This is a genomic window from Nocardiopsis sp. CNT312 (assembly GCF_000515115.1).
Classification (GTDB): domain Bacteria; phylum Actinomycetota; class Actinomycetes; order Streptosporangiales; family Streptosporangiaceae; genus Nocardiopsis.
In genome coordinates this window covers 295636-317878 of the sequence record NZ_KI911536.1, presented here as the reverse complement: position 1 = coordinate 317878, position 22243 = coordinate 295636, and the positions used below count along the sequence as shown (strand labels likewise).

The 22243-nt window shown below is 73.0% G+C and carries 23 protein-coding genes; 10 read left to right on the top strand and 13 right to left on the bottom strand.

Features of this window, described 5'->3' with window-relative positions; all coding sequences use genetic code 11:
- Positions 1-4 precede the first annotated feature (4 nt).
- Complete coding sequence (locus B042_RS0118345) at positions 5-1411, bottom strand: aldehyde dehydrogenase family protein (protein WP_028649550.1); 1407 nt, start codon at positions 1409-1411, stop codon at positions 5-7.
- A 148-nt stretch (positions 1412-1559) separates the two neighbouring features.
- On the opposite strand from B042_RS0118345, the gene B042_RS0118340 reads away from it, so the two are divergent.
- Positions 1560-2186, top strand: a complete 627-nt coding sequence (locus B042_RS0118340) for a TetR/AcrR family transcriptional regulator (RefSeq protein WP_028649549.1) — start codon at positions 1560-1562, stop codon at positions 2184-2186.
- A 24-nt stretch (positions 2187-2210) separates the two neighbouring features.
- Here the strand turns inward: B042_RS0118340 and B042_RS0118335 are convergent, their stop codons facing one another.
- Positions 2211-2546, bottom strand: coding sequence for a type II toxin-antitoxin system PemK/MazF family toxin (locus tag B042_RS0118335; protein ID WP_028649548.1), 336 nt, complete (start codon positions 2544-2546; stop codon positions 2211-2213).
- Positions 2543-2818, bottom strand: coding sequence for a RuvA C-terminal domain-containing protein (locus B042_RS25335; RefSeq protein ID WP_155989204.1), 276 nt, complete (start codon positions 2816-2818; stop codon positions 2543-2545). Before B042_RS25335 ends, B042_RS0118335 begins: the two co-directional genes overlap by 4 nt.
- A gap of 146 nt (positions 2819-2964) precedes the next feature.
- Between B042_RS25335 and B042_RS0118325 the strand changes: the two genes are divergently transcribed.
- Positions 2965-4008, top strand: a complete 1044-nt coding sequence (locus B042_RS0118325) for an aminotransferase class V-fold PLP-dependent enzyme (RefSeq protein ID WP_028649547.1) — start codon at positions 2965-2967, stop codon at positions 4006-4008.
- Here the strand turns inward: B042_RS0118325 and B042_RS0118320 are convergent.
- A complete protein-coding gene (locus B042_RS0118320) occupies positions 4005-5276 on the bottom strand; it encodes a GNAT family N-acetyltransferase (RefSeq protein WP_051415778.1) in 1272 nt (423 codons plus the stop codon). The genes B042_RS0118325 and B042_RS0118320 overlap by 4 nt on opposite strands.
- A 173-nt stretch (positions 5277-5449) precedes the next feature.
- Here B042_RS0118320 and B042_RS0118315 point away from each other — a divergent pair, with 173 nt between their 5' ends.
- Positions 5450-6460, top strand: coding sequence for an N-acetylglucosamine kinase (locus B042_RS0118315; RefSeq protein ID WP_028649545.1), 1011 nt, complete (start codon positions 5450-5452; stop codon positions 6458-6460).
- Between the two features lie 9 nt (positions 6461-6469).
- On the opposite strand, the gene B042_RS0118310 is transcribed toward B042_RS0118315, so the two are convergent.
- Positions 6470-7828, bottom strand: a complete 1359-nt coding sequence (locus B042_RS0118310) for an NAD(P)/FAD-dependent oxidoreductase (protein WP_028649544.1) — start codon at positions 7826-7828, stop codon at positions 6470-6472.
- Between the two features lie 198 nt (positions 7829-8026).
- Between B042_RS0118310 and B042_RS0118305 the strand changes: the two genes are divergently transcribed.
- Complete coding sequence (locus tag B042_RS0118305) at positions 8027-8659, top strand: trimeric intracellular cation channel family protein (protein WP_028649543.1); 633 nt, start codon at positions 8027-8029, stop codon at positions 8657-8659.
- Here B042_RS0118305 and B042_RS0118300 read toward each other — a convergent pair.
- Entirely contained in the window at positions 8589-9551 is a 963-nt protein-coding gene (locus B042_RS0118300; protein WP_028649542.1) for a LysR family transcriptional regulator, read from the bottom strand. The two genes, B042_RS0118305 and B042_RS0118300, sit on opposite strands and share 71 nt — an antisense overlap.
- A 99-nt stretch (positions 9552-9650) precedes the next feature.
- Here B042_RS0118300 and B042_RS0118295 point away from each other — a divergent pair, with 99 nt between their 5' ends.
- The 4 genes from B042_RS0118295 to B042_RS23835 all read left to right on the top strand — a co-directional run bounded on the left by B042_RS0118295 (position 9651) and on the right by B042_RS23835 (position 12991).
- Entirely contained in the window at positions 9651-10580 is a 930-nt protein-coding gene (locus B042_RS0118295; RefSeq protein WP_028649541.1) for a serine/threonine dehydratase, read from the top strand.
- Between the two features lie 102 nt (positions 10581-10682).
- Positions 10683-11354, top strand: a complete 672-nt coding sequence (locus B042_RS0118290; RefSeq protein WP_028649540.1) for a 1-acyl-sn-glycerol-3-phosphate acyltransferase — start codon at positions 10683-10685, stop codon at positions 11352-11354.
- A 619-nt stretch (positions 11355-11973) separates the two neighbouring features.
- On the top strand, positions 11974-12252 hold the full coding sequence (locus B042_RS27145; RefSeq protein ID WP_197024358.1) for an Arc family DNA-binding protein: 279 nt from the start codon (positions 11974-11976) through the stop codon (positions 12250-12252).
- On the top strand, positions 12236-12991 hold the full coding sequence (locus B042_RS23835; protein ID WP_036555547.1) for a cyclopropane-fatty-acyl-phospholipid synthase family protein: 756 nt from the start codon (positions 12236-12238) through the stop codon (positions 12989-12991). The genes B042_RS27145 and B042_RS23835 overlap by 17 nt, the downstream gene beginning before the upstream one ends.
- Here the strand turns inward: B042_RS23835 and B042_RS0118280 are convergent.
- The 3 genes from B042_RS0118280 to B042_RS0118270 all read right to left on the bottom strand — a co-directional run bounded on the left by B042_RS0118280 (position 12988) and on the right by B042_RS0118270 (position 16166).
- Positions 12988-14475, bottom strand: a complete 1488-nt coding sequence (locus tag B042_RS0118280) for an aminopeptidase P family protein (RefSeq protein WP_028649539.1) — start codon at positions 14473-14475, stop codon at positions 12988-12990. The two genes, B042_RS23835 and B042_RS0118280, sit on opposite strands and share 4 nt — an antisense overlap.
- Before the next feature lie 182 nt (positions 14476-14657).
- Positions 14658-15197 carry a GNAT family N-acetyltransferase gene (locus B042_RS0118275; RefSeq protein ID WP_028649538.1) on the bottom strand — a complete coding sequence of 180 codons (540 nt, stop codon included), beginning with the start codon at positions 15195-15197 and terminating at the stop codon, positions 14658-14660.
- Positions 15198-15239: 42 nt separating this feature from the next.
- Complete coding sequence (locus B042_RS0118270) at positions 15240-16166, bottom strand: oxygenase MpaB family protein (protein ID WP_028649537.1); 927 nt, start codon at positions 16164-16166, stop codon at positions 15240-15242.
- Between the two features lie 173 nt (positions 16167-16339).
- On the opposite strand from B042_RS0118270, the gene purB reads away from it, so the two are divergent.
- Positions 16340-17770: an adenylosuccinate lyase gene (gene purB / locus B042_RS0118265; protein ID WP_028649536.1), complete on the top strand. Its 1431-nt coding sequence runs from the start codon at positions 16340-16342 to the stop codon at positions 17768-17770.
- Positions 17771-17809: 39 nt separating this feature from the next.
- Here the strand turns inward: purB and B042_RS0118260 are convergent, their stop codons facing one another.
- Positions 17810-18790, bottom strand: coding sequence for a threonine/serine dehydratase (locus B042_RS0118260; protein WP_036555546.1), 981 nt, complete (start codon positions 18788-18790; stop codon positions 17810-17812).
- A 31-nt stretch (positions 18791-18821) separates the two neighbouring features.
- Positions 18822-19532 (bottom strand): zinc ribbon domain-containing protein, encoded by a 711-nt coding sequence (locus tag B042_RS23830; protein ID WP_155989202.1) that lies wholly within the window; start codon positions 19530-19532, stop codon positions 18822-18824.
- 202 nt (positions 19533-19734) lie between these two features.
- Here B042_RS23830 and B042_RS0118250 point away from each other — a divergent pair, with 202 nt between their 5' ends.
- Positions 19735-20328, top strand: coding sequence for a flavin reductase family protein (locus B042_RS0118250; RefSeq protein ID WP_028649534.1), 594 nt, complete (start codon positions 19735-19737; stop codon positions 20326-20328).
- A 5-nt stretch (positions 20329-20333) separates the two neighbouring features.
- On the opposite strand, the gene B042_RS0118245 is transcribed toward B042_RS0118250, so the two are convergent.
- Together B042_RS0118245 and B042_RS0118240 are read right to left on the bottom strand one after the other, a co-directional pair.
- Positions 20334-21002, bottom strand: a complete 669-nt coding sequence (locus B042_RS0118245; RefSeq protein ID WP_028649533.1) for a maleylpyruvate isomerase family mycothiol-dependent enzyme — start codon at positions 21000-21002, stop codon at positions 20334-20336.
- A gap of 127 nt (positions 21003-21129) precedes the next feature.
- A complete protein-coding gene (locus tag B042_RS0118240) occupies positions 21130-22203 on the bottom strand; it encodes a lytic polysaccharide monooxygenase (RefSeq protein ID WP_028649532.1) in 1074 nt (357 codons plus the stop codon).
- Between the last annotated feature and the right edge of the window lie 40 nt (positions 22204-22243).

Genomic DNA, 22243 nt, shown 5'->3' with positions numbered 1-22243 from the left:
CGGATCACAGCACGCGGCGCAGGAGCCGCTCCTTGAATCCGGTGACCGGCGCGTAGGCCAGCCGCATGGTGTCCGGCACCAGGGACTTGTCGAGCACCGACTTGGTGTGCGAGAAGGTGTCGATCGAGGCCTCGGAGTGGTAGGCGCCCATACCGCTCTCGCCGACCCCGCCGAAGGGCAGGCCCGGCACGGCCAGGTGGGCGACCGGCAGGCCGAAGGCCAGGCCCCCCGAGGAGGTCTCCGTGGTCAGGCGGCGCTTGGTCTCGGCGGACCCGGTGAAGGCGTACAGCGCCAGGGGCTTGTCGCGCTCGTTGACGAAGGCGATGGCGGCGTCCAGGTCGGGGACACGGATGACCGGCAGGACGGGACCGAAGATCTCCTCGGCCATGACGGGCGCGCCGGGGTCCACCCCGTCCAGGACCGTCGGGGCGATGTAGAGGCCGTCGCGGTCGTACTCGCCCCCGACCACCGCGGTACCCGAGTCCAGCAGGGCGGTGAGCCGGTCGAAGTGGCGTTCGTTGACGATACGGCCGAAGTCGGGGCTGGCTTGGGGGTCGTCGCCGAACATCTCGGTGACGGCCGCGGCCAGTTCGCGCTCCAGCGCCTCGGCGCTGTCGCCGACGGCCAGGACGTAGTCGGGGGCCACGCAGGTCTGTCCGGCGTTGGTGAACTTGCCCCAGGCCAGGCGCCGCGCGGTCGCGGCCGGGTCGGCGCCGGGTTCGACGATCGCGGGGCTCTTGCCGCCCAGTTCGAGGGTGACGGGGGTGAGGTGCTTGACGGCGGCGGCCATGACCAGGCGCGCCACCGCGCCGTTGCCGGTGTAGAAGATGTGGTCGAAGCGCTGCTCCAGCAGGGCGGTGCTCTCGGGGATACCGCCCTGGACCACCGCGACCGCCTCGGTGTCGAGGTAGCGCGGAACCAGCTCGGCCAGGGCGGCGGCGGTGGCCGGAGCGAGTTCGCTGGGCTTGACCAGGGCGGTGTTGCCCGCCGCGATGGCGCCGACCAGCGGTGCCAGGGCCAGGTTCAGCGGGTAGTTCCACGGCGCGATGATCATCACGGTGCCGAGGGGTTCGCGCACCTTGCGGGCCCTGGCCGGGGCCAGCGCCACGGGGACGGAGACCCGCTGGGGGCGCAGCCAGGACTTCAGGTGTCTCAGGGTGTGGTCGATCTCGTTGAGGACGAAGCCGATCTCGGTGGTGTGCGCCTCGACCGGGCTCTTGCCCAGGTCGTCCTTGAGCGCCTGCTCCAGTACGGGCCGCTCCTCGGTGAGCAGGCGCCGCATGGCGCGCAGTTGTTCGCGGCGCCAGGCGACCGGCTTGGTGCGGCCGTCGGCGAACGCGGCGCGCAGGCCGCCGACGATCTTGGGGATGTCGGCGACGGCGTCTTCGCTGCAGGTGTGGGTCTTCGACATGGCCCGATGGTAAACGAAAGCGTTTCGTTTCCATAGGGGTGGGGCGCCGCCGGAGGGAACCCCCGCGCACCCCCTCTCCTCTCCGCGCGGAGGCGGGCACCGCGTCCGGACACGCTCCGGAAACAGCGGCTGGCATAGGATTCCTGGCATGACCACGGACCATCTGCCGGACGTGTCCGCCCCTGCCCCCGCCCGGGGGCGGCCGCGGGACGCGGCCCGGGACCGCGCGCTGATGGACGCCACCCTGACCGAACTCCGCCTCCACGGATACAGCGGACTGACCACCGCCGCGGTAGCCAAGAGGGCGGGAGTCTCCACGGCCACCCTCTACCGCCGCTGGAGGTCCAAGGAGCACCTGGTGGTGGGGGCCGCCCAGGCCTGGATCGAGGACCTGGGGCCGGACGAGGACACCGGGAGCCTGCGCTCGGACCTGTCCCGCCTGCTGCACGACAAGGCCCGTGCCCTCGACAGCCCCTCGGGGCAGTTGGTCCGCGCCGTCATCGGGGAGGCCGCGCACAACCAGGCACTGGCCGACGTGCTGTTCGAGGCCTACATCGTGCCCCTGCGGAACCGGGTCGCCGCGCTGCTGGAGCGCTCCGCCGCGCGCGGCGAGATCGAACCGGTGGCCGACCCCGCGGTCGTCGGGGAGATGGTGATCGGGCCGATGACCACGCACACCTACCTCGTCCCCCACGTGCCCGGCACCACCCCGAGCGCGGACATGGCCGACCGTCTGCTCCCCTACCTGCTGCGCGCCCTGGGAGCCCGGGACTGACGCCCCCCCTTCGACGCGCCCGCGTCAGAAACCCACGTCGACGCTCAGGCCCAGCCACAGACCCAACGCGTACTCCACCTGTGCCATGTCGGTGTGGTCCAGATAGCCAGCCGGGTCACCGAGCACATAGCTGGTGTCAATGGTCCGTACCTGGTCCGTGAGGGCCAGAGTGTCGCGCCCAGCGATGTGCAATCGAGGTCTGAACAGCGCGGACTGGGCACTGGTCGACGTGGGGACGACGGTCACTGTGGACCATATACGCGGACCGTCGCTGACGACGATGCCCAGGCGACGCCCGCGCTGCTCGTGTCCACGCTTGGCGTCCCCCAGTTCGATCGGGTAGGCGGCGCCTCGGATCAACGGGTCTCCTCCGGGCGCGCGTTGACGATCGTGTCCGTGCCAACGATGCGGATACGGCCGTCCTCCGTGTACTCCCATTCGTCCGGTTCATCGGCGGGATTCTCGCCAGAAGCGGCGATGCGAGCCATGTCCTCGTGGGCTCTGCGTCGCTGCTCCTCTCTGGCCAGGGACCGCAGCCCGCGTCGAATCAGCTCGCTGGTGGACTCCCCAGGGCCTTTCAGACATTCGATGAGCTGTGCGTCCGCTTCGGTGGGTCGAAATCCGGTACTCATACCCTCAATCGTACAACGAATGTTGGACAGCCATCGATGCGCAGGGCCAAACCCGTCGCGTGACGTGCGAGACCGAACGACTGGACCCCGATTCGGGCCCCGAATGGACCTTGAGGCGGCCTGCGGACTCCGACAGCATCGGGGCCATGGACGACACCAGCCGACCGCACACCGCTCGCAAGCAGTTCGCCCCCGAGGGGGTCTACCTCAACACCGCGACCCACGGCCTCCTGCCCCGCCGCGCGGTCCTGGCTCTGCGAAGACACACCGACGAGGTGGCCTCGGGCCGGTTCCAGGCCGTCGATGCCAACGCCGACATCGAGGCGGCCCGCTCCGCCTACGCCCGGCTCGCGGGCGTCCCCGCGAGCCTGGTCGCGGCCGGCACCCACACCTCCCAATTCGTGGGGACCATCGCCCGGTCCCTGCCCGAGGGCGCGCGGGTCCTCACCGCCGAGGGGGAGTACGGATCGGCGGTCCACCCCCTCATGGCCGACGGCCGGCTCACCGTCGAACAGGTCCCGCTGGAACGGCTTCCCGACCAGGTCGGCCCCGGCACCGACCTGGTCGCCGTGTCCGCGGTCCAGTCCTCCAACGGCGCCGTCGCCCCCGTGGACGACCTGGTGACGGCGTGCGCCGACCACGGCGCCCGGCTGATGCTGGACACCACCCAGTCCGCCGGTTGGCTCCCGGTTCCGGCCGACCGCGTCGACTTCACCGTGTGCAGCACCTTCAAGTGGCTGCTGGGCCCGCGCGGCGGCGCCTACCTGACCGCCACCCCCGAGGCCCTGGACACGCTCCGCCCCCTGGCGCCCAACCCCTTCGCCTGCGCGCGGCCCTGGGAGTCCCTCTACGGCGGTCCGCACGCCCTCGCCGAGGACGCCCGCCGCCTGGACCTGGGCCCGGTGTGGTCGGCCTGGATCGGTCTGGCCCCGGCCCTGGAACTCCTCGAGGAGGTGGGGGTGCCGACCATCGGCGCGCACAACGCCGCGCTGGGCGACCGGCTGCGCACCGCGATGGGGCTGGAGCCGGCCGGATCGGCCATCGTCTCCCTGAAGGTGGGGCCCGAGACGGCCGAACGCGTGCGCGCGGCGGGCATCGCCACAGCCGAGCGCGACGGACGGCTGCGCGCCTCCTTCCACCTGTACAACGACGAGTCCGACGTGGACCGGCTGGTGAGGGCCCTGCGCTAGAAGATCGTCCCGCACAGGGGCGCGTGGGGCACGCGCAGCGCGGTGTCCAGCGACACGGCCGCCCCCGGCGTACGCTCGTCGACCAGGCCCGCCGCCACATGGGCGGCCAGGGTGTGCTGGCCCAGGAACGCGGCACCCAGGTGGGAGGCGTCCAGCACCAGGTCCGGGGCGGCGCCGGTGGCCTCCACCGAGGCGCCGCCGCCGTCGGCCCTGAGGTGCCAGCGGCCGGCGTTCCACGGCGCGTGGCGGTCTGCGACCTCCACCACGGTGTCGACCGGCGCGGCGTAGGAGCGTTCGGCCAGGGCCGCGGGTACGTCCACCAGGCGCACCCACAGGGCGGTGCCCGGAGCCGCGTGGATCCGCTGCCGGTCGGCCAGCAGGGACCACAGCGGGTCGTCCACGGCGGTGTGCTCGAAGATGATCCGCGCGACGAGGTCCCGGGCGAACACGTGCTCGTACAGGGCGACACGGGCAGCCGGGTCGGCGGCCACCAGCTCCTGGACGCGCAGTTCACTCTCCCAGCCCGTCAGTGAGGGCTCCCCCTTGATCCGGTACAGTGCGTAGCCGCGCGGGCCGCCACCGCCGGAGACCACGACCGCACGCAGGGGGCCGAAGCCGCCACGTGTCTCGGGCCGGTCGTCCAGGACGCGGTCCCACCAGCGGCCGTCGCGCCGGTAGCGGCCGGGCCGCTCGGCGACGGCCGCGTCGAACACCCGCGCGATCTCCTCACGGACCTCGCCGGGATCACCGAGGAAGACGCGCAGGGCCGGGTCGCGGGGGGCGTCGGGGCGCAGTACCGCGGCGGAGTGCGGCACGGTCAGACCCGTCTCCACCGATGCCGCGCCATAGCCGAACCGGCCGTAGATACCGCCTTCGGAGGCCCACAGCGCGGCGAGCGGCTCGCCCCTGCGGTGCAGGTCGCGCAACTGGTGGCGCATCATGGCGGTGAGCACGCCCCGCCGCCGGCAGGTGGGCCACACGCCCACGACGGTCACACCCGCGACCGGGCGCGGACCGCCCGGCATGGCCATCTCGAAGTCGAACGACCCAGCCGTGCCGACGATACGATCGCCCCCGACGGCCACCAGGAACCGGTCGTATCCGGCAGCCTCGGCCATCGGCCGGAAGCGGTCCGCCCACTCCCGGGGATCACCGGAGGACAGCAGAGCCTCCCCGACCACCGCGGCCAGGTCAGGGAGTTCGTCGGGTTCGATACCGCGCACGGTCCACACCGCCGAGGCCTGTTCTGAACTAGGGTCGTTCGCCATGGATCCACCCAACAGGAGAGCAGCCCCGGCCGCCACCGAATTTCCGCGGCGCACCGCGCGGCCCCGGGGAAGGAGTAGCCCCGGGCGCGCGGGGGGACGCTCATGATGTGACTCATTCCATGCACTCCCACCGCCCAGGCACCCCGCGCGATACCGACCGGCTCGTGGTCGGGGTGGACGCGGGCGGCTCCACCACGCGCGCGATCGTGGCCGCGCCCACCGGCGAACGTCTGGGCGAGTCGTGGGCGGGCGGATCCAACCCCGGCACCCACGGCGCCATCCAGGCCGCCGCGCAGCTCGCCGAGGCACTCGGCGGCGCGCTGGACCAGGCCGGACGGCGGTCGCGCGCCGCCGTCGTCCGAGCTGTCGTCGGCCTGGCGGGGATCTCGGCCCTACGCGACCCGGACGTGCGCGCACGGATGGAGGGCGCCCTGGCCGAAGCAGGCCTGGCCCCGGAGCGGGCCGTGTTCACCGGCGACGACGAGACGGCCTTCGCCGCGGGAACGCCGGACCCGGACGGCACCGTGCTCATCGCCGGCACCGGGGCGATCGCCACCCGTATCGGCGGGCGCCGCCGCGTCAGGTCGGCCGACGGCATGGGCTGGTTGATCGGCGACGACGGCTCGGCCTTCTGGATCGGCCACCAGGCGGCCAAGGAGACGACACGGCAACTGTCCCGGGGCAGCGACCTCAGCCCGCTGGGCGCGGCCGTAGCCAAGCGGGTGATCCCCGGGCAGCGCCCCGCGGAAGGGGAGGACCACTGGCCCGAGGAGCACGCCCGCAACTTCGCGCGGACACTGACCGAGGGCCCCCCGGTGGCGCTGGCCGCACTGGCACCGCTGGTCAGCGAAGCGTACGCGCTGGACGACCCGGCGGCAGCGGTGATCGTGGAGGCGGCGGCCGGCCACCTAGCGCACACGGTGCACCAGGTCCGCACCCCCGGTGAACGGCTGCCCGTCGTGCTGGCCGGCGGGGTCCTCACCCACTCCGAACCCGTGCGCACCGCCCTCACCCGCAAACTCGCGCTGGGCACCGCCGGGTCGCGGATCCTCCCGGCGGGCTGCTCCGCGGGCGGAGCGGCGTGGCTGGCGGCACTGGAGGCGGGCGTGGACGCGGCGGACGTACGGCTGCACGGCGTGTTCACCCGCACCGGACGCAGAACGGGACGCACCGACGCCGCCTGAGCGTGCCCCTCACCTCCCCAACGTCTCCAGGGCAGCCAGGTAGGCCTCGTTGAAGGTGGGGAACTGGGGGACCGACTCGGCCAGCACCGCGACCGGCACCCGCGCCCGGATGGCCAGGGCCGCGGTGTGGATCCACTCCGAGGCCAGGGGGCCGTGCGCCCACGCCCCCACCAGGACACCGCGGCCCCGGTCGGCGACCAGTGCGAGCGCACCCTCGGGGTCGGCGGTGTAGGTCCAGGGGCGCGCCGTGTTCTCCGGCACGTCCACCTCGGCGACGGCGGTGTCGATGCCCCGGTCGCGGGCCTGCCGCGCGGTCAGGCCCACGGCGGCGGCCTCCGGATCGCAGAACACCACGCGGGGTACCGCCGTGTAGTCGGCGGCACGCTCGCGCCCCAGGATGTTGTCGGCCACGACCCTGCCCTGGTACTTGGCCACGTGGGTGAACATCGCCCGGCCCGTCGCGTCGCCGACCCCCCACAGCCCGGGCGCGGCGCGGCAGTACTCGTCCACGGGCAGGGCCGTCCCCTCCAGGTCGACCCCTGCCTCGGGCAGCCCGAGCCCGTCGGCGGCGGGGCGGCGGCCCGCTCCGAGCACGACGACGTCGGATCGGACCACGGTGCCGTCGCCGAGCACGGCGCGCACACCCGCCCCGTCCGGGACCACCGACCGCAGTTCGGTACCCACCCGCACCTCCACCCCGTTGCGGGCGAAGGCCTGCCCGACCAGCGCGCACAGCCGCGGGTCCTCTCGGTCGAGCAGGCGCGGGCCGCGCTGGAGGAGGGTGACGCGGGTCCCCATCGCGCCGAGGAAGTGGCCCAGTTCGATACCGACCGCTCCCCCGCCGACCACCAGGGCGCTGCCGGGCAGGTCGGTGAGCGTGGTGGCCTCCCGGTTGGTCCACACCCGGTCCGGCCCCAGGGCGTCCAGGCCCTCCACGGGCGGACGCACCGGCCGCGATCCGGTGGCCACGACGACGTGGTCGGCGCAGACCTCGCTCTCCCCGACCCGCACCCGCCAGGGGTCGCGCCCGGTGACACGGGCCCGTCCGCGCAGCAGCAGGGCGCCGCGGTCGCGGTAGCCGTCGGCCTGCGCGGTGTCGTCGAGGTGGCGGACCATCCGGTCACGGCGGGCGCGCAGGGCCGGCCAGTCCACCGCTGGCCGCTCCAGCCCGGCGGCGCCCCCGGCCTCGCCGCGTGCCTCGGGCGTGCGCAGCAGCACCTTGGAGGGGATGCAGGCGTAGTAGGCGCACTCGCCACCGATGAGGGCGTGCTCGGCCACGGCGACCCTGCGCCCCGCGTCCAGCAGCCGGGAGGCGACGGTCTCGCCTCCCGGTCCCATACCGATGACGATCACGTCGACGTGCTCCATAGGGCCCTCCGCCTTCCCAGTCTCCGGTGCTCCCCGCGATCGTCGCCCCCGGCGCGGGCCCGCGCGGGGCCGACACGCCGGGGTGCCGCCCGGTGTCCGGACTCACACCGCTGACGTGCGGGAACGGTCGGCGGCCGTGTTTGACTGTGGTGCGCTCCGCCGTCGAACACGAAGGGACCGCCGCCCCGGCGCACCGGCATGTCCACCCAGACCATCATCCTCGTCCTCGACCTCGTCGGCGTGTTCGCGTTCGCCCTCGACGGAGCCCTGACCGGCATCCGCACCACGCGTGTGGACATCGTCGGTGTCATGTCGCTGGCCGTGGTCACCGCCATCGGCGGCGGCATCATCCGCGACGTACTGCTCGGCGTGACCCCGGCGACGTTCCAGGACTGGCGCTACCTGGTGACCGCGCTGGCCGGGGGCACCGTGGCGTTCTTCCTCGGCCACCGGCTCAGGCTCCTGAACAAGGCGATCCTGGTCTCCGACGCGGCGGGGCTGAGCCTGTTCGCGGTGATCGGGGCGACCAAGGCCCTGGAGCTGGGGTTCGGGCCGTTGCAGGCCACCCTGCTGGGCGCCATCACCGGGGTCGGCGGCGGCACGGTCCGCGACGTGCTGCTCAACCGGGTGCCGACGGTGCTGAGCGCCGACTCCCGCCTGTACGCCATCCCGGCGATGCTCGGCGCCGGGTTCGTGGTGGTCGTGGACGTGTTCGGGTTCGGCGCCGGCTGGGTCGCCGCCGTCGGCGCGCTCGTGTGCTTCACGGTCCGGGTCCTGTCGCTGCGCTACCGGTGGAACGCGCCGAGCCCGCCGGGGGCACGGACCCGGTGAGGCGCGCCGCGGTCTCGTGCAGCGTCGCCACCATCGCCGAGACCGGTTCCGAGGGGCGCCGGCGGTGGACGGCGAAGATCTCCCTGGCCAGACGCGCCCCGTGCAGGGGGCGGCTCACCCAAGCCCCCGTACGGGCCGCACCGAGGATGCTGCTCGGGATGAGCGCCACGCCCACCCCCGATTCGATGAGGGCGAGCGCCACCTCGTAGTCGCGGGTCTCGTAGACCACGTTGAGCCGCACCCCCGCCGCGGCGGCCGCGGTGTCCAGGCTGATCCGGTCGTGGACGCCCGGAGCGCCGCAGATCCACTCCTCTCCGGCCAGGTCGACCAAGGACGGGGACCGGTCGGTGATCGGGTGGCCCTCGGGAGCCACCGCCATCAGTGGGTCCACGAGCACGCGTTCGCGGTGCAGTCCGCCCGTGCGCGGCAGGGGCACACCCGGGTACCGGTGGGTGACGAGCAGGTCGAGTTCGGCACAGGTGAGCAGGTCGTAGCCGCCCGGCGGCTCGATGTCGGACAGTGACAGCCGCACGTGGGGGTGAGCGTGGCCGAAGGCCGCCAGGGTCCGTGGCAGCAGGACCTTGCCCGCGCTGGCAAACGCCCCCAGGGACAGCCGCCGGGGCGGCTCGCCTGCGATGGCCCGGACGGCGGTCTCCGCGTCGCGCAACTCCCCCAGGACCCGCTCGCCGTAGTCCAGCAGGACCCGCCCTGCCTCGGTGAGGGTCGCACCGGTCCGGCCGCGCTCCACGAGCACGCAGCCCGTCTCACGTTCGAGCTTGGTGAGCTGCTGGGACAGCGCGGGCGGGGTGAAGGAGAGCCGCTGGGCGGCGGCGGCGATCGATCCGGCGTGCGCGACCTCCACCAGGACGCGCAGCCGGTGGGCGTCCAGCACCGGCACCACCCCCGAACACGGTCCGATACAAAGCTGAGCTTCACCATCTTTAGCAGACCCAACTTCACGTTAACCGAAAACGGCGGCACAGTGGTGGACATGAGTCCCGTTACAGCACACACGGCCCGCACACCCACGGCCACCGACGTGCGGGCCGCGGCTGAGCGCATCGCGCCCTACGCCCGCCGCACTCCGATCCTGCGTGCCGAGGTCGACGGCAGGCCGCTCACCCTGAAACTGGAGCACCTCCAGCGCACGGGAGCGTTCAAACTGCGCGGCGCCCTCAACGCTCTACTCGGCGGCGCACCCGCCCAGCGGGTCATCACCGCCTCCGGCGGCAACCATGGGCTGGGGGTGGCCACGGCCGCCCGGCTCCTGGGGATCGGGGCCACGGTCTACGTACCCGAGACGGTCCCCCGGGCCAAGGCCGCCGCTCTGGCCGCGACGGGCGCCGAGATCGTACGGGTGGGCGAGGGCTACGCCGAGGCGGCCCGGGTCGCCAGCGCCCGCGCCGAACACGAGGGGGTACGCTACCTGCACGCCTTCGACGACCCCCTCATCGTGGCGGGCCAGGGCACCATCGGCCTGGAGATCGCCGCCGACGCGCCCGAGTGCGACACCGTGGCCGTGGCCGTGGGCGGCGGCGGGCTGGTGGCGGGCGTGCTCCTGGGCGCAGGCGGCCGACGCGTGGTCGGCGCCGAACCGCGGGGCTGCGCGAGCCTGCACGCGGCGCTGGCGGCCGGGCGGCCGGTCACCGGCCCGGTCGACTCGGTCGCCGCCTCCGCGCTGGGCGCGCCGGCCCTGGGCCGTGTCCCCTTCGAGGTGCTGAGCGGCCGTCCGGCGGAGTCCGCGCTGGTCGACGACGGGGAGATCACCCGCGCCCAGGACCGCCTGTGGGAGGAGTTCAAGATCGCCACCGAACCCGCCGCGGCCGTGCCGTTCGCGGCGTGGCTGGCGGGCCGGGTCCCCGGTGCGAACCCGTGCCTGGTGGTGTGCGGGGCGAACACGGGCTGGCACCGCGACGGCTGAGCCGGGGGTGACGTGGGGCACAAAGGGCCCCTGCCTCCCGCGTTACCGGCGGGTCGCCCTTACATTGTGGTGGGCATCCCACCACATCGTGAAGGAGAATCCGTGTTCTACGGTGCGCTGCGGCAGACCGCGGCGGTCCTCGCCCGGACCCTGTGCCGACCGACCGTCGAGGGCCGGGAGAACATCCCCGCCACCGGGGCGGTCCTGCTGGCCAGCAACCACCTCTCCTTCGTCGACAGTGTCGTGATCCCACTGTCGGTGACCTCGCGCCGGGTCAGGTTCCTGGCCAAGAGCGACTACTTCGAGGGAAGCGGCCTCAAGGGGCGGTCCGCCAAGGCCCTGTTCGGGGCGCTGGGTGCCGTGCCCGTACGCCGAACCAGCGCCCGCGACGCCATGGCCTCGCTGGACCTGATGCTGGAGCGGCTGCAGGAGGGCGAGGCGTGCGTGGTCTACCCCGAGGGCACACGCTCACGCGACGGGCGGCTGTACCGGGGCCGCACCGGCGTGGCCCACCTTGCGCTGGAGTCCAAGGCTCCCGTGGTGCCGGTGGCGGTGTCGGGCACCGAGAAGGTGCAGCCGATCGGTGCCTCGATGCCGCGCCCGCACCACTTCACCGTCCGCTTCGGCGAGCCGCTGGACTTCTCCACCGGCTACGACCACCTGGCACCGGGCAAGGCGCGCCGGGAGATCACCGACCACATCATGGACGCCATCCACGGTCTCTCCGGCCAGGAGCGGGCCGGCAAGTACAACACCTTCACCGGCGAGGGCTGAGCCGGAGCGGCGCCACGGGGACACCACGACTCCCCCACGCCGCCACAGGAAGTGTTTCTCCGGTCCGTGAGCAGCGACGGGCATGGACGCAGTTCGAGAGACGTCCATGCCCGGAAGGCGGCCCCGAAGCTCCACCACGCGCCGATCCGCCTGACCGCGGGCGCGCTCATCCCCGGCTCCGGGCGGGGCAAGCACGAGGCCGACGAGGAGACCGCCCCAGGGCCGCACGGCATGGCCTCGGGCGTCCACCCGTTCCTGGGCAAGGTCCCGCCGACCGGCTTCGTCCGTCTGTTCTCCGCCGAACTCGCACTGGTTGCGGCACCGCTGCTGCCGCCCGGATGGTGGGGGCCGGTCTGGCCGCGTTCGCCGCCGGCTCTGGCCGGCGCGCCACTCGGCGAGCTGTTTGTCCAGCATCGCCGGAGCACACTTGGCACCGGCCTTATGGGCGGATCGGGAGGAGGCGAAGCAGTGGTTCCACACCCACCGGCACCGGTCCCACTTCGGCCGGCAGAGCCCGTGGAGCGGTAGACGACACGCGCAGCCGACAGGTGTACCGGGGCGGGCCCGGTATCCTTTTCCTGCTGCGGCGGTGTCTTCATGATGCCCGTCACGCATTCGTGTGGAACCATGCCGCATCTCTTCTGGAGCCAGGGAAGATGAGAAGCGCATCTCGCTGCGCCTGCCCGCGGAACTACACGCACGCCTGGCTGAGCGGGCCAGACGCGACCGCCGTCCACTCAACGCTGAGATCGTCCACCTACTGGAAACCACTCTGGGCGACGCCGGTTCACCCGAAGGCGAACCGGCCTGGCCTGTCCCGCCGTGCGGGAGAGCGGATTCCTCCCCGCCCCGCAGGCCGGGGCTACCCTCCGGGAGATCAGATGACCGAATCCAGTGACGCGGCTACGGCGGCCTTCCTCACCCTGCACGCCGACCTGCCCCGGCAGGGGCCGGGCTCGGCGCAGACCACCCGCCGCCTGCTCGACCTGGCCGGGCCGCTGCCCGACCGACCCCGGGTACTGGACCTGGGCTGCGGGCCGGGGCGCTCGGCACTGCTGCTCGCCGCCGAAGCCGGGGCCCGCGTCACCGCGGTCGACACCCACCAGCCGTTCCTGGACACGTTGACCGCCGCGGCGGCCCGCGACGGCCTCCAAGAGAGGATCACCACCGAGAACCGGTCCATGGACGCCCCGCCCTGGCCGGACGGGCACTTCGACCTCGTCCTGTCGGAGGGAGCGGCCTACGCCATCGGGTTCGCACGCGCCCTGCGGTCCTGGCGCCGTCTCATCGCGCCCGGCGGAACACTCGTCGTGACCGAGTGCGAGTGGACCGCCGCCACCCCCTCGCCCGAGGCCCGCGCCTTCTGGGACGCCGCCTACCCGCTGCGCACCCGCCGGGAGAACACCGCCCTGGCCGAAGCGGCCGGTTACCGCGTCCTGGCCGCGCGCACCCAGCCCGAATCCGACTGGTGGGCCGAGTACTACGATCCGCTCGCGGCCCGGACCGAGGCGGCCGACCTGTCGGTCCCCGGCATGGCCGAGGCCGTGGCGGGCACGCGCGCGGAGATCGCGCTGCGCCGCGACCACGGCGGCGAGTACGGCTACACCGGGTACGTGCTGCGCCCCCGGGACCGCTAGCGCGGCACGCGTTCGGCCAGCCACGCCTCGACGTCGGCCGACGAGCGCGGCAGCCCCGCCGACATCACCCGGCGGCCCTCCTCAGTCACCAGGACGTCGTCCTCGATGCGCACACCGATACCCCGGTACTCCTCGGGCACGGTGAGGTCGTCGGGCTGGAAATACAGGCCCGGTTCCACCGTGAGCACCATGCCCGGCTTCAACTCGCCGTACAGGTGCACCTCCTGGCGGGAAACCGCGCAGTCATGCACATCCATGCCGAGCATGTGGCCGGTGCCGTGCAGGCTGTAGCGGCGCTGGAGCCCCAACTCCAGGACCCGGTCGACCGGCCCCTCCAGCAGCCCCCACCCGATCAGCCCCTCGGCCAACACCCGCTGGGCGGCCTCGTGGAAGTCGGTGAACGGCCGCCCCGGGGCCACGGCGGCGATCCCCGCCTCCTGCGCGGCGTACACCAGGTCGTAGACCCTGCGCTGGAGGGCGGTGAAGGTGCCCGAGACCGGCATCGTGCGGGTGACGTCGGCGGTGTAGAGGGTGGTGGTCTCCACACCCGCGTCCAGCAGCAGCAGCTCGCCGTCGCGCACCGGCCCGTCGTTGTGCATCCAGTGCAGGGTGGTGGCGTTGGGGCCGCAGGCGGCGATCGTGCCGTAGCCGACGTCGTTGCCCTCCACCCGCGCCCGCAGGAAGAACGTACCCTCGACGAACCGCTCGGAGGTCTCCTTGGCCCGCGGCAGCGCCCCCACCACGTCGTGGAACCCTCGCACGGTGGAGTCCACGGCCTTCTGAAGCTGGGCGACCTCCCACTCGTCCTTGACCAGGCGGTGGTCGGCCAGCGCGACCGCCAGCTCCTCGTCGAGCCGAGCGGACTTGGCACACGACTCCTCGTCGACGTCTGCGCGCAGCCCGTCGACGATCGCGTCCAGCTCGGCGTCGTGGCCGCGCACGATGCGAGTGGTCCCGGCCGCCGAGCGCAGCGCCCCGGGCAGGGTGCGCACGTCCGCGGTGGCCACGCCCAGCAGGTCGGCGGCCTCGCCCAGGCTGTTGCGGCGGCCGGTCCACAGCTCGCCGTAGGCACCGAGCCAGAACTCGCCGTTGTCGCGGTTCGAGCGGGGCTTGAGGTAGAGCACCGCCTCGTGCCCGCCGTCGGAGCGCGGGTTCAGCACCAGGCAGCCGCCGTCGGAGGTGTCACCGGTCAGGTAGGCGTAGTCCGTGGCCGCCCGGAAGGGGTACTCGGTGTCGTTGGAGCGGGTGAGGAGCCGACCGGCCGGGAAGACGAGCCGGTCGCCGGGGAAGGCGGCCCCGATCGCGGAGCGGCGGCGCGCGGTGTGCCCGGCCTGCTCGATCGGCTCCAGGTCGCGCCGCTCGGTGTCGGCCCAGCCGGTGCGCATCCACGCGGTGAGCTCGTCGGAGACCGACTGCGCCTGGCCGTTCTTGCGCGGGGTGAACACGAAGGCGTCCTCGGCTTCGGGGCGCTGCTGCTCGCTCACGTCGCGGCTCTCCTCAGGGATCGTGTGGTCGTCCGGGGCTGCCGCTTGTGGCGGCCCGCCCCTCCCATCGTAGGGCGGGTGCGTCAGGGCGTCGCCCCCCGGCACGGACACCCGCACAACACCCGCATGGGCGCGGCTATGCCTTTCCATCAGAGAGGAAGCCCCGGACGGCCGCCGCCCGGTCACGGCGCCAAGTCGCGGCCGAAGGGGATCGCGGTGGGGTGCGGCAGCGCGCCGGCCTCACCCGGCCCCAGACGCCGATAGCCGATCCGCTCGTACAAGGCGAGCGCCTCGGGCTGGGCGGGTCCGGTGTAGAGCAGCACCCGCGTGTATCCCAGGGCACGGGCGGCACCCTCCAGCGCGGCCATGACCGTGCGGGCCAGTCCGCGGCGCCGGTGCCGCGGCGAGGTCCACACGCGCTTGATCTCGGCCGTCCCGGCCTCCGCGGCGCGCTCAGCGACGTAGGGGCGCACCGCTCCCCCGGCGACGACCTCCCCGCCCAGCTCGGCCAGCACCAGGCAGCCGTGCGGCGCGGCGAACTCCGAGAGCGGGTACAGCGCCAGCTCACGGGCGGCCCCAGCGGCGCCGTAGCGCTCGGTGTACTCCCGCCTCAGCCCGGCGAGCAGCCCCGACACCCTCGGGTCGTCGTGGCCCACCCGCAGGAGCGCCACCTCGCCGGCGGGCACCGCCGCCGCGCCCTCCGTGTTCGGGGCATACGCCACCGTGGTCCTCCCCCCACTCGCCCTGTGTGCCCGGGTGCCCGCTCAGGGGCCGCTCGGTGTGCGCTGGCCGGGGACCCGGGGATGACGGAACCGAGGGCCCGCGCCCAGCACCCGCAAACCCCGCTCCATCCCGTACCCCGCGGCCAGCAGCCGCTCCTTGGCCGCCTGCGCGCTGCGCACGGTCTCCTCGTCGAACACGAGATTGTAGTAGCGCTCGGGCACCCGGTTCAGACTCGCGCGCAGGGCCCGCAGCGCCGCCGTGACCGCCGCCCCGCCGCCCGCCTCGGGCAGGACCCCGTAGCCGCGGCGCGCCCACGCCGGCAGGGTGGCGTAGGCCAGGGCACCCACCGGGAACCACAGGGGCTTCAGCGGCGCCAGCCACGACAGGTGCTCGGGCACCTTCGGCCACAGCAGGAACCGCACCGCCCACCGCGCCTCCGGAGTCACCCGCAGCAGGGGGCGGACCGAGGCCAGGTAGCGGCGCATCTGCGCCACGTCGCGCGGCACGTCCCAAGGATCCAGGCCCACATAGGTGGCGGTGCGCGCCTGCTCGTCGATGTAACCGTCCATCTCCGCGGCGGTGAGCGGTACCCCGGCGCGGTACGTGGTCTCCAGGTAGGAGGAGACCTCCGCGCAGTGCACCCACGCCAGCAGGTCGCGCCGGTCCACACGGTGCGGCCGACCGGTGGCGGGGTCGGTGAAGGACAGCGCGGCGTGGACCCGCCGGATCCGATCCCCGATCCGGTCGGCCTCCTGCGGGCTCCCGTAGGTGGTCACGGCCACGAAGTGGGCGGTGCGCAGCAGCCGCCCGGTGGGGTCGGCGCGAAAGTCCGAACGCTGCCACACACCCTGCATCGCCACCGGGTGCAGGGCCTGGAGCATGAGGGCGCGCACCCCCGCCACCCACATCGAGCGGTCCATGTGGATCTTCCAGGTGACACTCTCCGGGGCGGCGACGGTCGGCTGCATCGACTCCTCCAGAGGGGCATACCGCGGGACGGTCCGCTTCTACGATACGACCGGCTCATCCGGCTCGGAGGGGGAACACGGCTTTTCGATAGCGCACCGAGAACCGGGCCCGCCCCGGCACAAGAACCGTCCGGAGACGACCGGACCTGGTCAGACCGATAGGGTGGCCAGACGTGAGCGCGAAACCCCTGATTCCCGATGTCCTAGCCGCACGCTATGCCTCTGCGGAGCTGACCCGCCTGTGGTCCCCCGAGTACAAGGTGGCCGCCGAACGGCGGCTGTGGCTGGCCGTCCTGCGCGCCCAGTCGCGCCTGGGCGTAGAGGTCCCCGACGGGGTCGTCGAGGACTACGAGAAGGTCCTCGACCAGGTCGACCTGGGCTCCATCGCCGAACGCGAGCGCGTCACCCGCCACGACGTCAAGGCCCGCATCGAGGAGTTCAACGCCCTGGCCGGGCACGAGCACGTCCACAAGGGCATGACCTCGCGCGACCTCACCGAGAACGTCGAACAGCTCCAGGTGCGCGACAGCCTGCTGCTGGTGCGCGACCGCACCGTGGCCCTGCTGGCCCGCCTGGGGCGGCTGTCGGCCGAGTACGGCGCGACGGTGATGGCGGGCCGCTCCCACAACGTGGCCGCGCAGGCCACCACCCTCGGCAAGCGGTTCGCCTCGATCGCCGACGAGGTGCTGGTCGCCCACGGTCGGCTGGAGGAGCTCATCGCCCGCTACCCGCTGCGCGGGATCAAGGGCCCGGTCGGCACCGCCCAGGACATGCTGGACCTGCTCGGCGGCGACCGCGGCGCCCTGCGGTCGCTGGAGGACGGGGTCGCCTCGCACCTGGGGTTCGAGCACCGCCTCACCAGCGTGGGCCAGGTCTACCCGCGCTCGCTGGACTTCGAGGTGCTGACCGCGCTGGTGCAACTGGCCGCCGGGCCGTCCTCGCTGGCCAAGACCGTCCGCCTCATGGCCGGACACGAACTGGTCACCGAGGGGTTCGCCGAGGGACAGGTCGGCTCCTCTGCGATGCCGCACAAGATGAACACGCGCTCGTGCGAGCGGGTCAACGGACTCGCCGTCATCCTGCGCGGCTACGCCTCCATGGCCGGTGAGCTGGCCGGCGACCAGTGGAACGAGGGCGACGTGTCGTGTTCGGTGGTACGCCGTGTGGCGCTGCCCGACGCCTTCTTCGCCTTCGACGGGCTCGTCGAGACCATGCTGACGGTGCTGGACGAGTTCGGGGCCTTCCCCGCGGTGGTCTCCGCCGAACTGGACCGCTACCTGCCGTTCCTGGCCACCACCAAGATGCTCATGGCGGCCGTGCGCGCGGGGGTGGGACGCGAGAGCGCGCACGAGCTCATCAAGGAGCACGCGGTCGCCTCCGCCCTGGCCATGCGTCAGGAGGGCACCGGCAACCGGCTGCTGGAGCGGCTGGCCGAGGACCCACGCTTCCCGCTGGACCGGGCGGAGCTGGACGCGCTGCTGGCCGACCGGATCACGTTCACCGGGGCCGCCGCCGACCAGGTCGCCGCCGTCGTGGAGCGTATCGGCCGCATCACCGGTGCCAGCCCCGAAGCGGCCGCCTACACCCCCGGCGCGATCCTGTAGGACGACGGTCCGGTTCCCGCGCCTGCGCGGGAACCGTTCTCAGAATCCGGCCGGACGCACCAGCCGGGCGAACAGGTCCGGGTCCACGTTGCCGCCCGAGACCACCGCGACCGTCTCCTCCGGCCGTCCCGGAACCGCGGCCACCTTGCCAGCCATGACCGCCGCGGCGGCCAACGCCCCGCTGGGCTCGGCCACCAGGCGCGCGCCGTGGGCCAGGGCCGACACCGCCCGCGCGATCTCTTCCTCGTCCACCGTCACCACCTCGTCCAGCCGCGCGGACAGGTGCGCGAAGGTCAGCTCCGACAGACACGTGCGCACTCCGTCGGCCATGGTCCGGCCGGTGCGCTCGGCCGACCACTCCACCCGGTGCCCCGCGGCCAGGCTCTCCGCGGCGTCGGCGGCCAGCTCCGGCTCCACCCCCACCACCCGCACGGGCCGGGGCCGCACCGTCATCGCCACCGTGGCCACACCCGAGGCCAGCCCTCCCCCACCCACCGGGACCACCACCGTGGTCACCTCCGGAGACTGCTCCAGGATCTCCAGGCCCACGGTGCCCTGCCCGGCGATGACGCGCGGATCGTCGAAGGGCGGCACCAACACCAGGCGCTCCTCCGCCTCCAGCTCCCGGGCCGCGGCCAGACGCCGCCCGGGGGGCACCGTCACCACACGTGCGCCGCACGCGCGAATACGGTCGACCTTGACCTTCGGGGCATCCTCGGGCACCACGACCGTGCACACCACGCCCTGGGCACGGGCGGCGTGGGCCAGCGCCAGACCGTGGTTGCCCGAGGAGTGCGTCACGACCCCCGAGGCGCGCTGGGTCGGGTTGAGCAGGGCCACGGCGTTGGTGGCGCCGCGCAGTTTGAACGCGCCGGTGGGCTGGAGGCTCTCGGGTTTGACGAGGAAGGGAGGGGCGTCGGGGGGACCCGCGGTGAGGGGGGTGCGCACGACCCGTCCCTCCAGCCGGGTGGCGGCGGCACGCACGTCGTCTGCGGAGACCAGTCTCGTGGCTCCTCCCATCGCTGAAGCGGCGGGCTTGTCCTGCCTCCGCTCAGGCGACGGGAAGGACCAGCCCGGCCCTGATACCCACGTCGACCGCTCCCGCCCGGTCGGCGTGCTCGGTGTAGCCGCACCGGACGCAACGGAGCTTCTCCTGTGTCGGGCGGTTGTCCGCACCGGTGTGCCCGCACGGCACGCGGGGGCAGCGCGACGTGTTGCGAGGGTCGACCGGGACCAACCCACGACCGGCGCTCTCAGCCTTGCGCGCGAGGATTCCCAGGAACACCCCCCAGCCCGCCTCATGAATGCTCTTGTCCAGCCCGGCCTTGGCGGCGGCGCCGTTGGGAAGGAACGCGCCTTGCCGTTCGGGGTCGGGCCTGGGCGCGGACTTCTTGGTCATACCCGCGATGTTCAGGCGTTCGTGTGCGATCGCGTCGAACGAGCGGATGAGGTCAAGGGCGGCCTTGTGGTGGTGATCGACGCGTTGGCGCCGCACCTTCGCGTGGAAGCCGTTGACCCGGGCCTGTGCCGCACGGTGCTTACGCGTGCGGTTCTGTGCCTTGACCCGTGTGGGGAAGGCGGACAGGTCGACTGCGATGACCTGCCAACCGCGCTCGTCCGCCTTGGACCTGATCAGTTCCTCCAGGCGCTGTGCCACGCGTCCACTGAGTACCGGTCGGCGGTACTTCGAACACCACACGACGTGGAGTCCGAGGTCGTACACGCCGCCGGAGAACCGGCGAGCCTCGCGAGCCACAGACACGAGAGCAGTATACACGTGCCACAGGTCTACTTTCCGTGTCCTGTGATGGACGCCGGACCGCCTAGCGGCGGTTCGGATGCCCTTGTCCCGCCGCACGGGAAGCCCGGTTCCCCCACCGGCTGAAGCCGGCGGTCCCCTCAGGAGAATCTGATGGTGCCGATATGCCCCGCACCACCCGTGTGCATACGGGATAATCACTATGATGCGTACCGAATGGACACCTGAGGACCTGCCCGGAAAAGCGTTCTACACGCTCCTGACCGCTGTGGTGGTGCCCCGTCCCATCGCCTGGGTGTCCACCACATCGGCCTCCGGCGTGGACAACCTGGCCCCGCACTCGTTCTTCACCGTCGCCTGCACCGAACCGCCGATCGTGCAGTTCACGTCGGTCGGACGCAAGGACTCGCTGCGCAACGCCGAGGCCACCGGCGAGTTCGTCGTCAACCTGGCCCCGGAGCCGCTCCAGCGCGAGGTCAACGCGACCGGCACGCCCTACCCGCCCGGGACCAGCGAGTTCGACGCGGTGGGCGTGGCGCGCGAGGCCAGCAGGGCGGTCCGGCCGCCGCGCGTGGCGGACTCCCCGGCGGTCCTGGAGTGCGCGCTGCACTCGACCGTGCCTCTGGAGGGGTGCACGCTCGTCCTGGGCCGGGTGGTGCACGCCGCCGTCGACGAGAGCGCCCTGGCGGACGGGCACCCCGAGATCGGCCGCCTGCGCCCGCTGGCGCGGCTGGGACGCGACGAGTGGTCGGCCATCGGCGAGGTCAGCGAACTGCGGCGTCCGCCCTACCGGCCCTGACCGGCTCAGACGTCGAGGGGCTTCTCCGCGGCGGGCAGCAGGGACAGCAAGCCCACGACCGGAGCCGGGTCGCCGGACCAGTCCATGGCGATGATCTGGCCGGTGGTGCGCCGCCCCATGAGGGCCCGGTACAGCTCGAAGGCGGTGCCGCGCCAGTGCGGCCCGGTGCCCTCCCCCAGTGTCCAGGACCGTTCGGCGTCGGTGGCGGTCACGGTCAGGGCGGGCCGCTCCTGCGGCCAGGACCGTCCCATCCCGGTGAGGGAGAAGTCCAGCAGGGCCTCGGCGTGCTCGGTCTGGGCCGCCAGGCCCAGGGCACCGCGGATGTCGTTCTCGTGGTTCCACACGTCCACCGCGGGCAGCCGGTAGCGCGCCCTGCCCTGGCTGCGCATGAGATCGAGCAGAACGGGTGCGCTGGTGCGCCATTCCCGGCAGATCTCGGCGATGTCGCGGCCGTCGCGGTCGGCGACCTGGACTGCGGTGATCTCGTCCGTCACCGGAGGGGAGACCGTCCCGGCCGCCACGTCCACACACACCCCGGCCAGGTGGGCGTAGGTCTGCCGGACGGTCCACGCGGGGCAGGCGGGGACGGCGGCGGACAGCTCGCCGGGGGGCAGGCCGAGGGCCAGGTCGAGCAGGCGGCCGTGGGCTTGGCTGTAGATACGCACCGGATCCATGCGGGACACATTACCTAACGCCGTTCGGCGCACAGGAGCGTCCCGCCCCTTCCGGGCTCGGATCGGAAAGGACGGGACGCGGTCTCAGGACGGTGCGGGGGCCCGTCCCGAAGACGGGCCCCGCGGATCAGTCCTCCTGGCAGTACACCCGGGGTTCGATGTTGACCCCGTCACGGCTGCCCACGAACCCGAAGGTCGTGGACTCGCCCGCCGCCACCGCCGCGTTGTTGGACACGCTGGTCGCCTCGTAGTGGGCGCCGTGGTTCACGACATCGGCGTTCCAGGCGTGCTGGACCTGCTGGCCGTTGGCGAACACCCAGTCCACCATCCACCCGTTCAGGGCACTCTCCCCGGCGGTCACCTCCACCTGGGCCTGGAAACCGCCCGGCCACTCGTTGACGAGCGTGTACTCGGCCGTGCAGTACTCCTCCACCGGCTCGCTCGGCTCGTCGGTGGGCTCCTCCGTCGGTTCCTCCGTGGGCTCGTCGGTCGGCTCGTCCGTGGGCTCCTCCGTCGGCTCGTCCGGCACATCGCCGAAGACCACGTCCGAGCAGTTGTAGAACGCCTCGGGGCTGTCGGAGCGCTCCCACACCACGTACACCATGTGGCGGCCCTCGCGGTCGGGCACGTCGACGTCCCAGTAGTACTCCGCCCCGGCGTCGCCCTCGCTGCGCAGCGGCGGATCGGTGGTCTCGTCGATCAGTTCCAGGTCGTCCCAGGCCAGGGGCGACTGCGGATCCCACCCGTCACGGGTGAGGTAGGTGAAGAACGTGCCCGGGTGCGGCGCCCAGGCGTTGTGGCGGAACTCCGTGGTGCCCGGCTCCAGCTCCGTGGTCGGCCAGTCCGTGCGTGCCGCGTTGAACGCCGCGAAGTCCTCGGTGGGACCGCACAGCTCACCGTCGGCGACGCGGTCGCGGTGCGCGCTCCCGACGTCGGGGATCAGGTTGCCGTACCAGTTCCAGAACGCGTACTGGCCGCCCTCGTCCAGCGCGTCGGCACACGCGTCGTTGACGGGCTGCAGGTTTCCGCCGCTGCTGCCGCCGGTCGCGTCCTGGAAGCAGGCGTAGGTGCGGCTGGCCGGGTAGGTGTAGGCGCCGTGGGCCTCGGCCGGGTCGGGGGTGGCCACGATGACGCCGCCGCCGAGCATGAGCCCGCCGAGCGCCGCCGAGAGGGCCAGAGTCGTACGTGACCTCGTTCTCATAGTCGTTCACTGCTCCTTCGTGGGGGGGTGGACCGCTCGC

Excerpts from the sequence above, each read along its gene's own strand:
- B042_RS0118345 (WP_028649550.1), bottom strand. The coding sequence starts at position 1,411 with ATGTCGAAGACCCACACCTGCAGCGAAGACGCCGTCGCCGACATCCCC.
- B042_RS0118340 (WP_028649549.1), top strand. The coding sequence starts at position 1,560 with ATGACCACGGACCATCTGCCGGACGTGTCCGCCCCTGCCCCCGCCCGG.
- B042_RS25335 (WP_155989204.1), bottom strand. The coding sequence starts at position 2,818 with ATGAGTACCGGATTTCGACCCACCGAAGCGGACGCACAGCTCATCGAA.
- B042_RS0118325 (WP_028649547.1), top strand. The coding sequence starts at position 2,965 with ATGGACGACACCAGCCGACCGCACACCGCTCGCAAGCAGTTCGCCCCC.
- B042_RS0118320 (WP_051415778.1), bottom strand. The coding sequence starts at position 5,276 with ATGGCGAACGACCCTAGTTCAGAACAGGCCTCGGCGGTGTGGACCGTG.
- B042_RS0118310 (WP_028649544.1), bottom strand. The coding sequence starts at position 7,828 with ATGGAGCACGTCGACGTGATCGTCATCGGTATGGGACCGGGAGGCGAG.
- B042_RS0118305 (WP_028649543.1), top strand. The coding sequence starts at position 8,027 with ATGTCCACCCAGACCATCATCCTCGTCCTCGACCTCGTCGGCGTGTTC.
- B042_RS0118295 (WP_028649541.1), top strand. The coding sequence starts at position 9,651 with ATGAGTCCCGTTACAGCACACACGGCCCGCACACCCACGGCCACCGAC.
- B042_RS23835 (WP_036555547.1), top strand. The coding sequence starts at position 12,236 with ATGACCGAATCCAGTGACGCGGCTACGGCGGCCTTCCTCACCCTGCAC.
- B042_RS0118270 (WP_028649537.1), bottom strand. The coding sequence starts at position 16,166 with ATGCAGCCGACCGTCGCCGCCCCGGAGAGTGTCACCTGGAAGATCCAC.
- B042_RS0118260 (WP_036555546.1), bottom strand. The coding sequence starts at position 18,790 with ATGGGAGGAGCCACGAGACTGGTCTCCGCAGACGACGTGCGTGCCGCC.
- B042_RS0118250 (WP_028649534.1), top strand. The coding sequence starts at position 19,735 with ATGCGTACCGAATGGACACCTGAGGACCTGCCCGGAAAAGCGTTCTAC.
- B042_RS0118245 (WP_028649533.1), bottom strand. The coding sequence starts at position 21,002 with ATGGATCCGGTGCGTATCTACAGCCAAGCCCACGGCCGCCTGCTCGAC.
- B042_RS0118240 (WP_028649532.1), bottom strand. The coding sequence starts at position 22,203 with ATGAGAACGAGGTCACGTACGACTCTGGCCCTCTCGGCGGCGCTCGGC.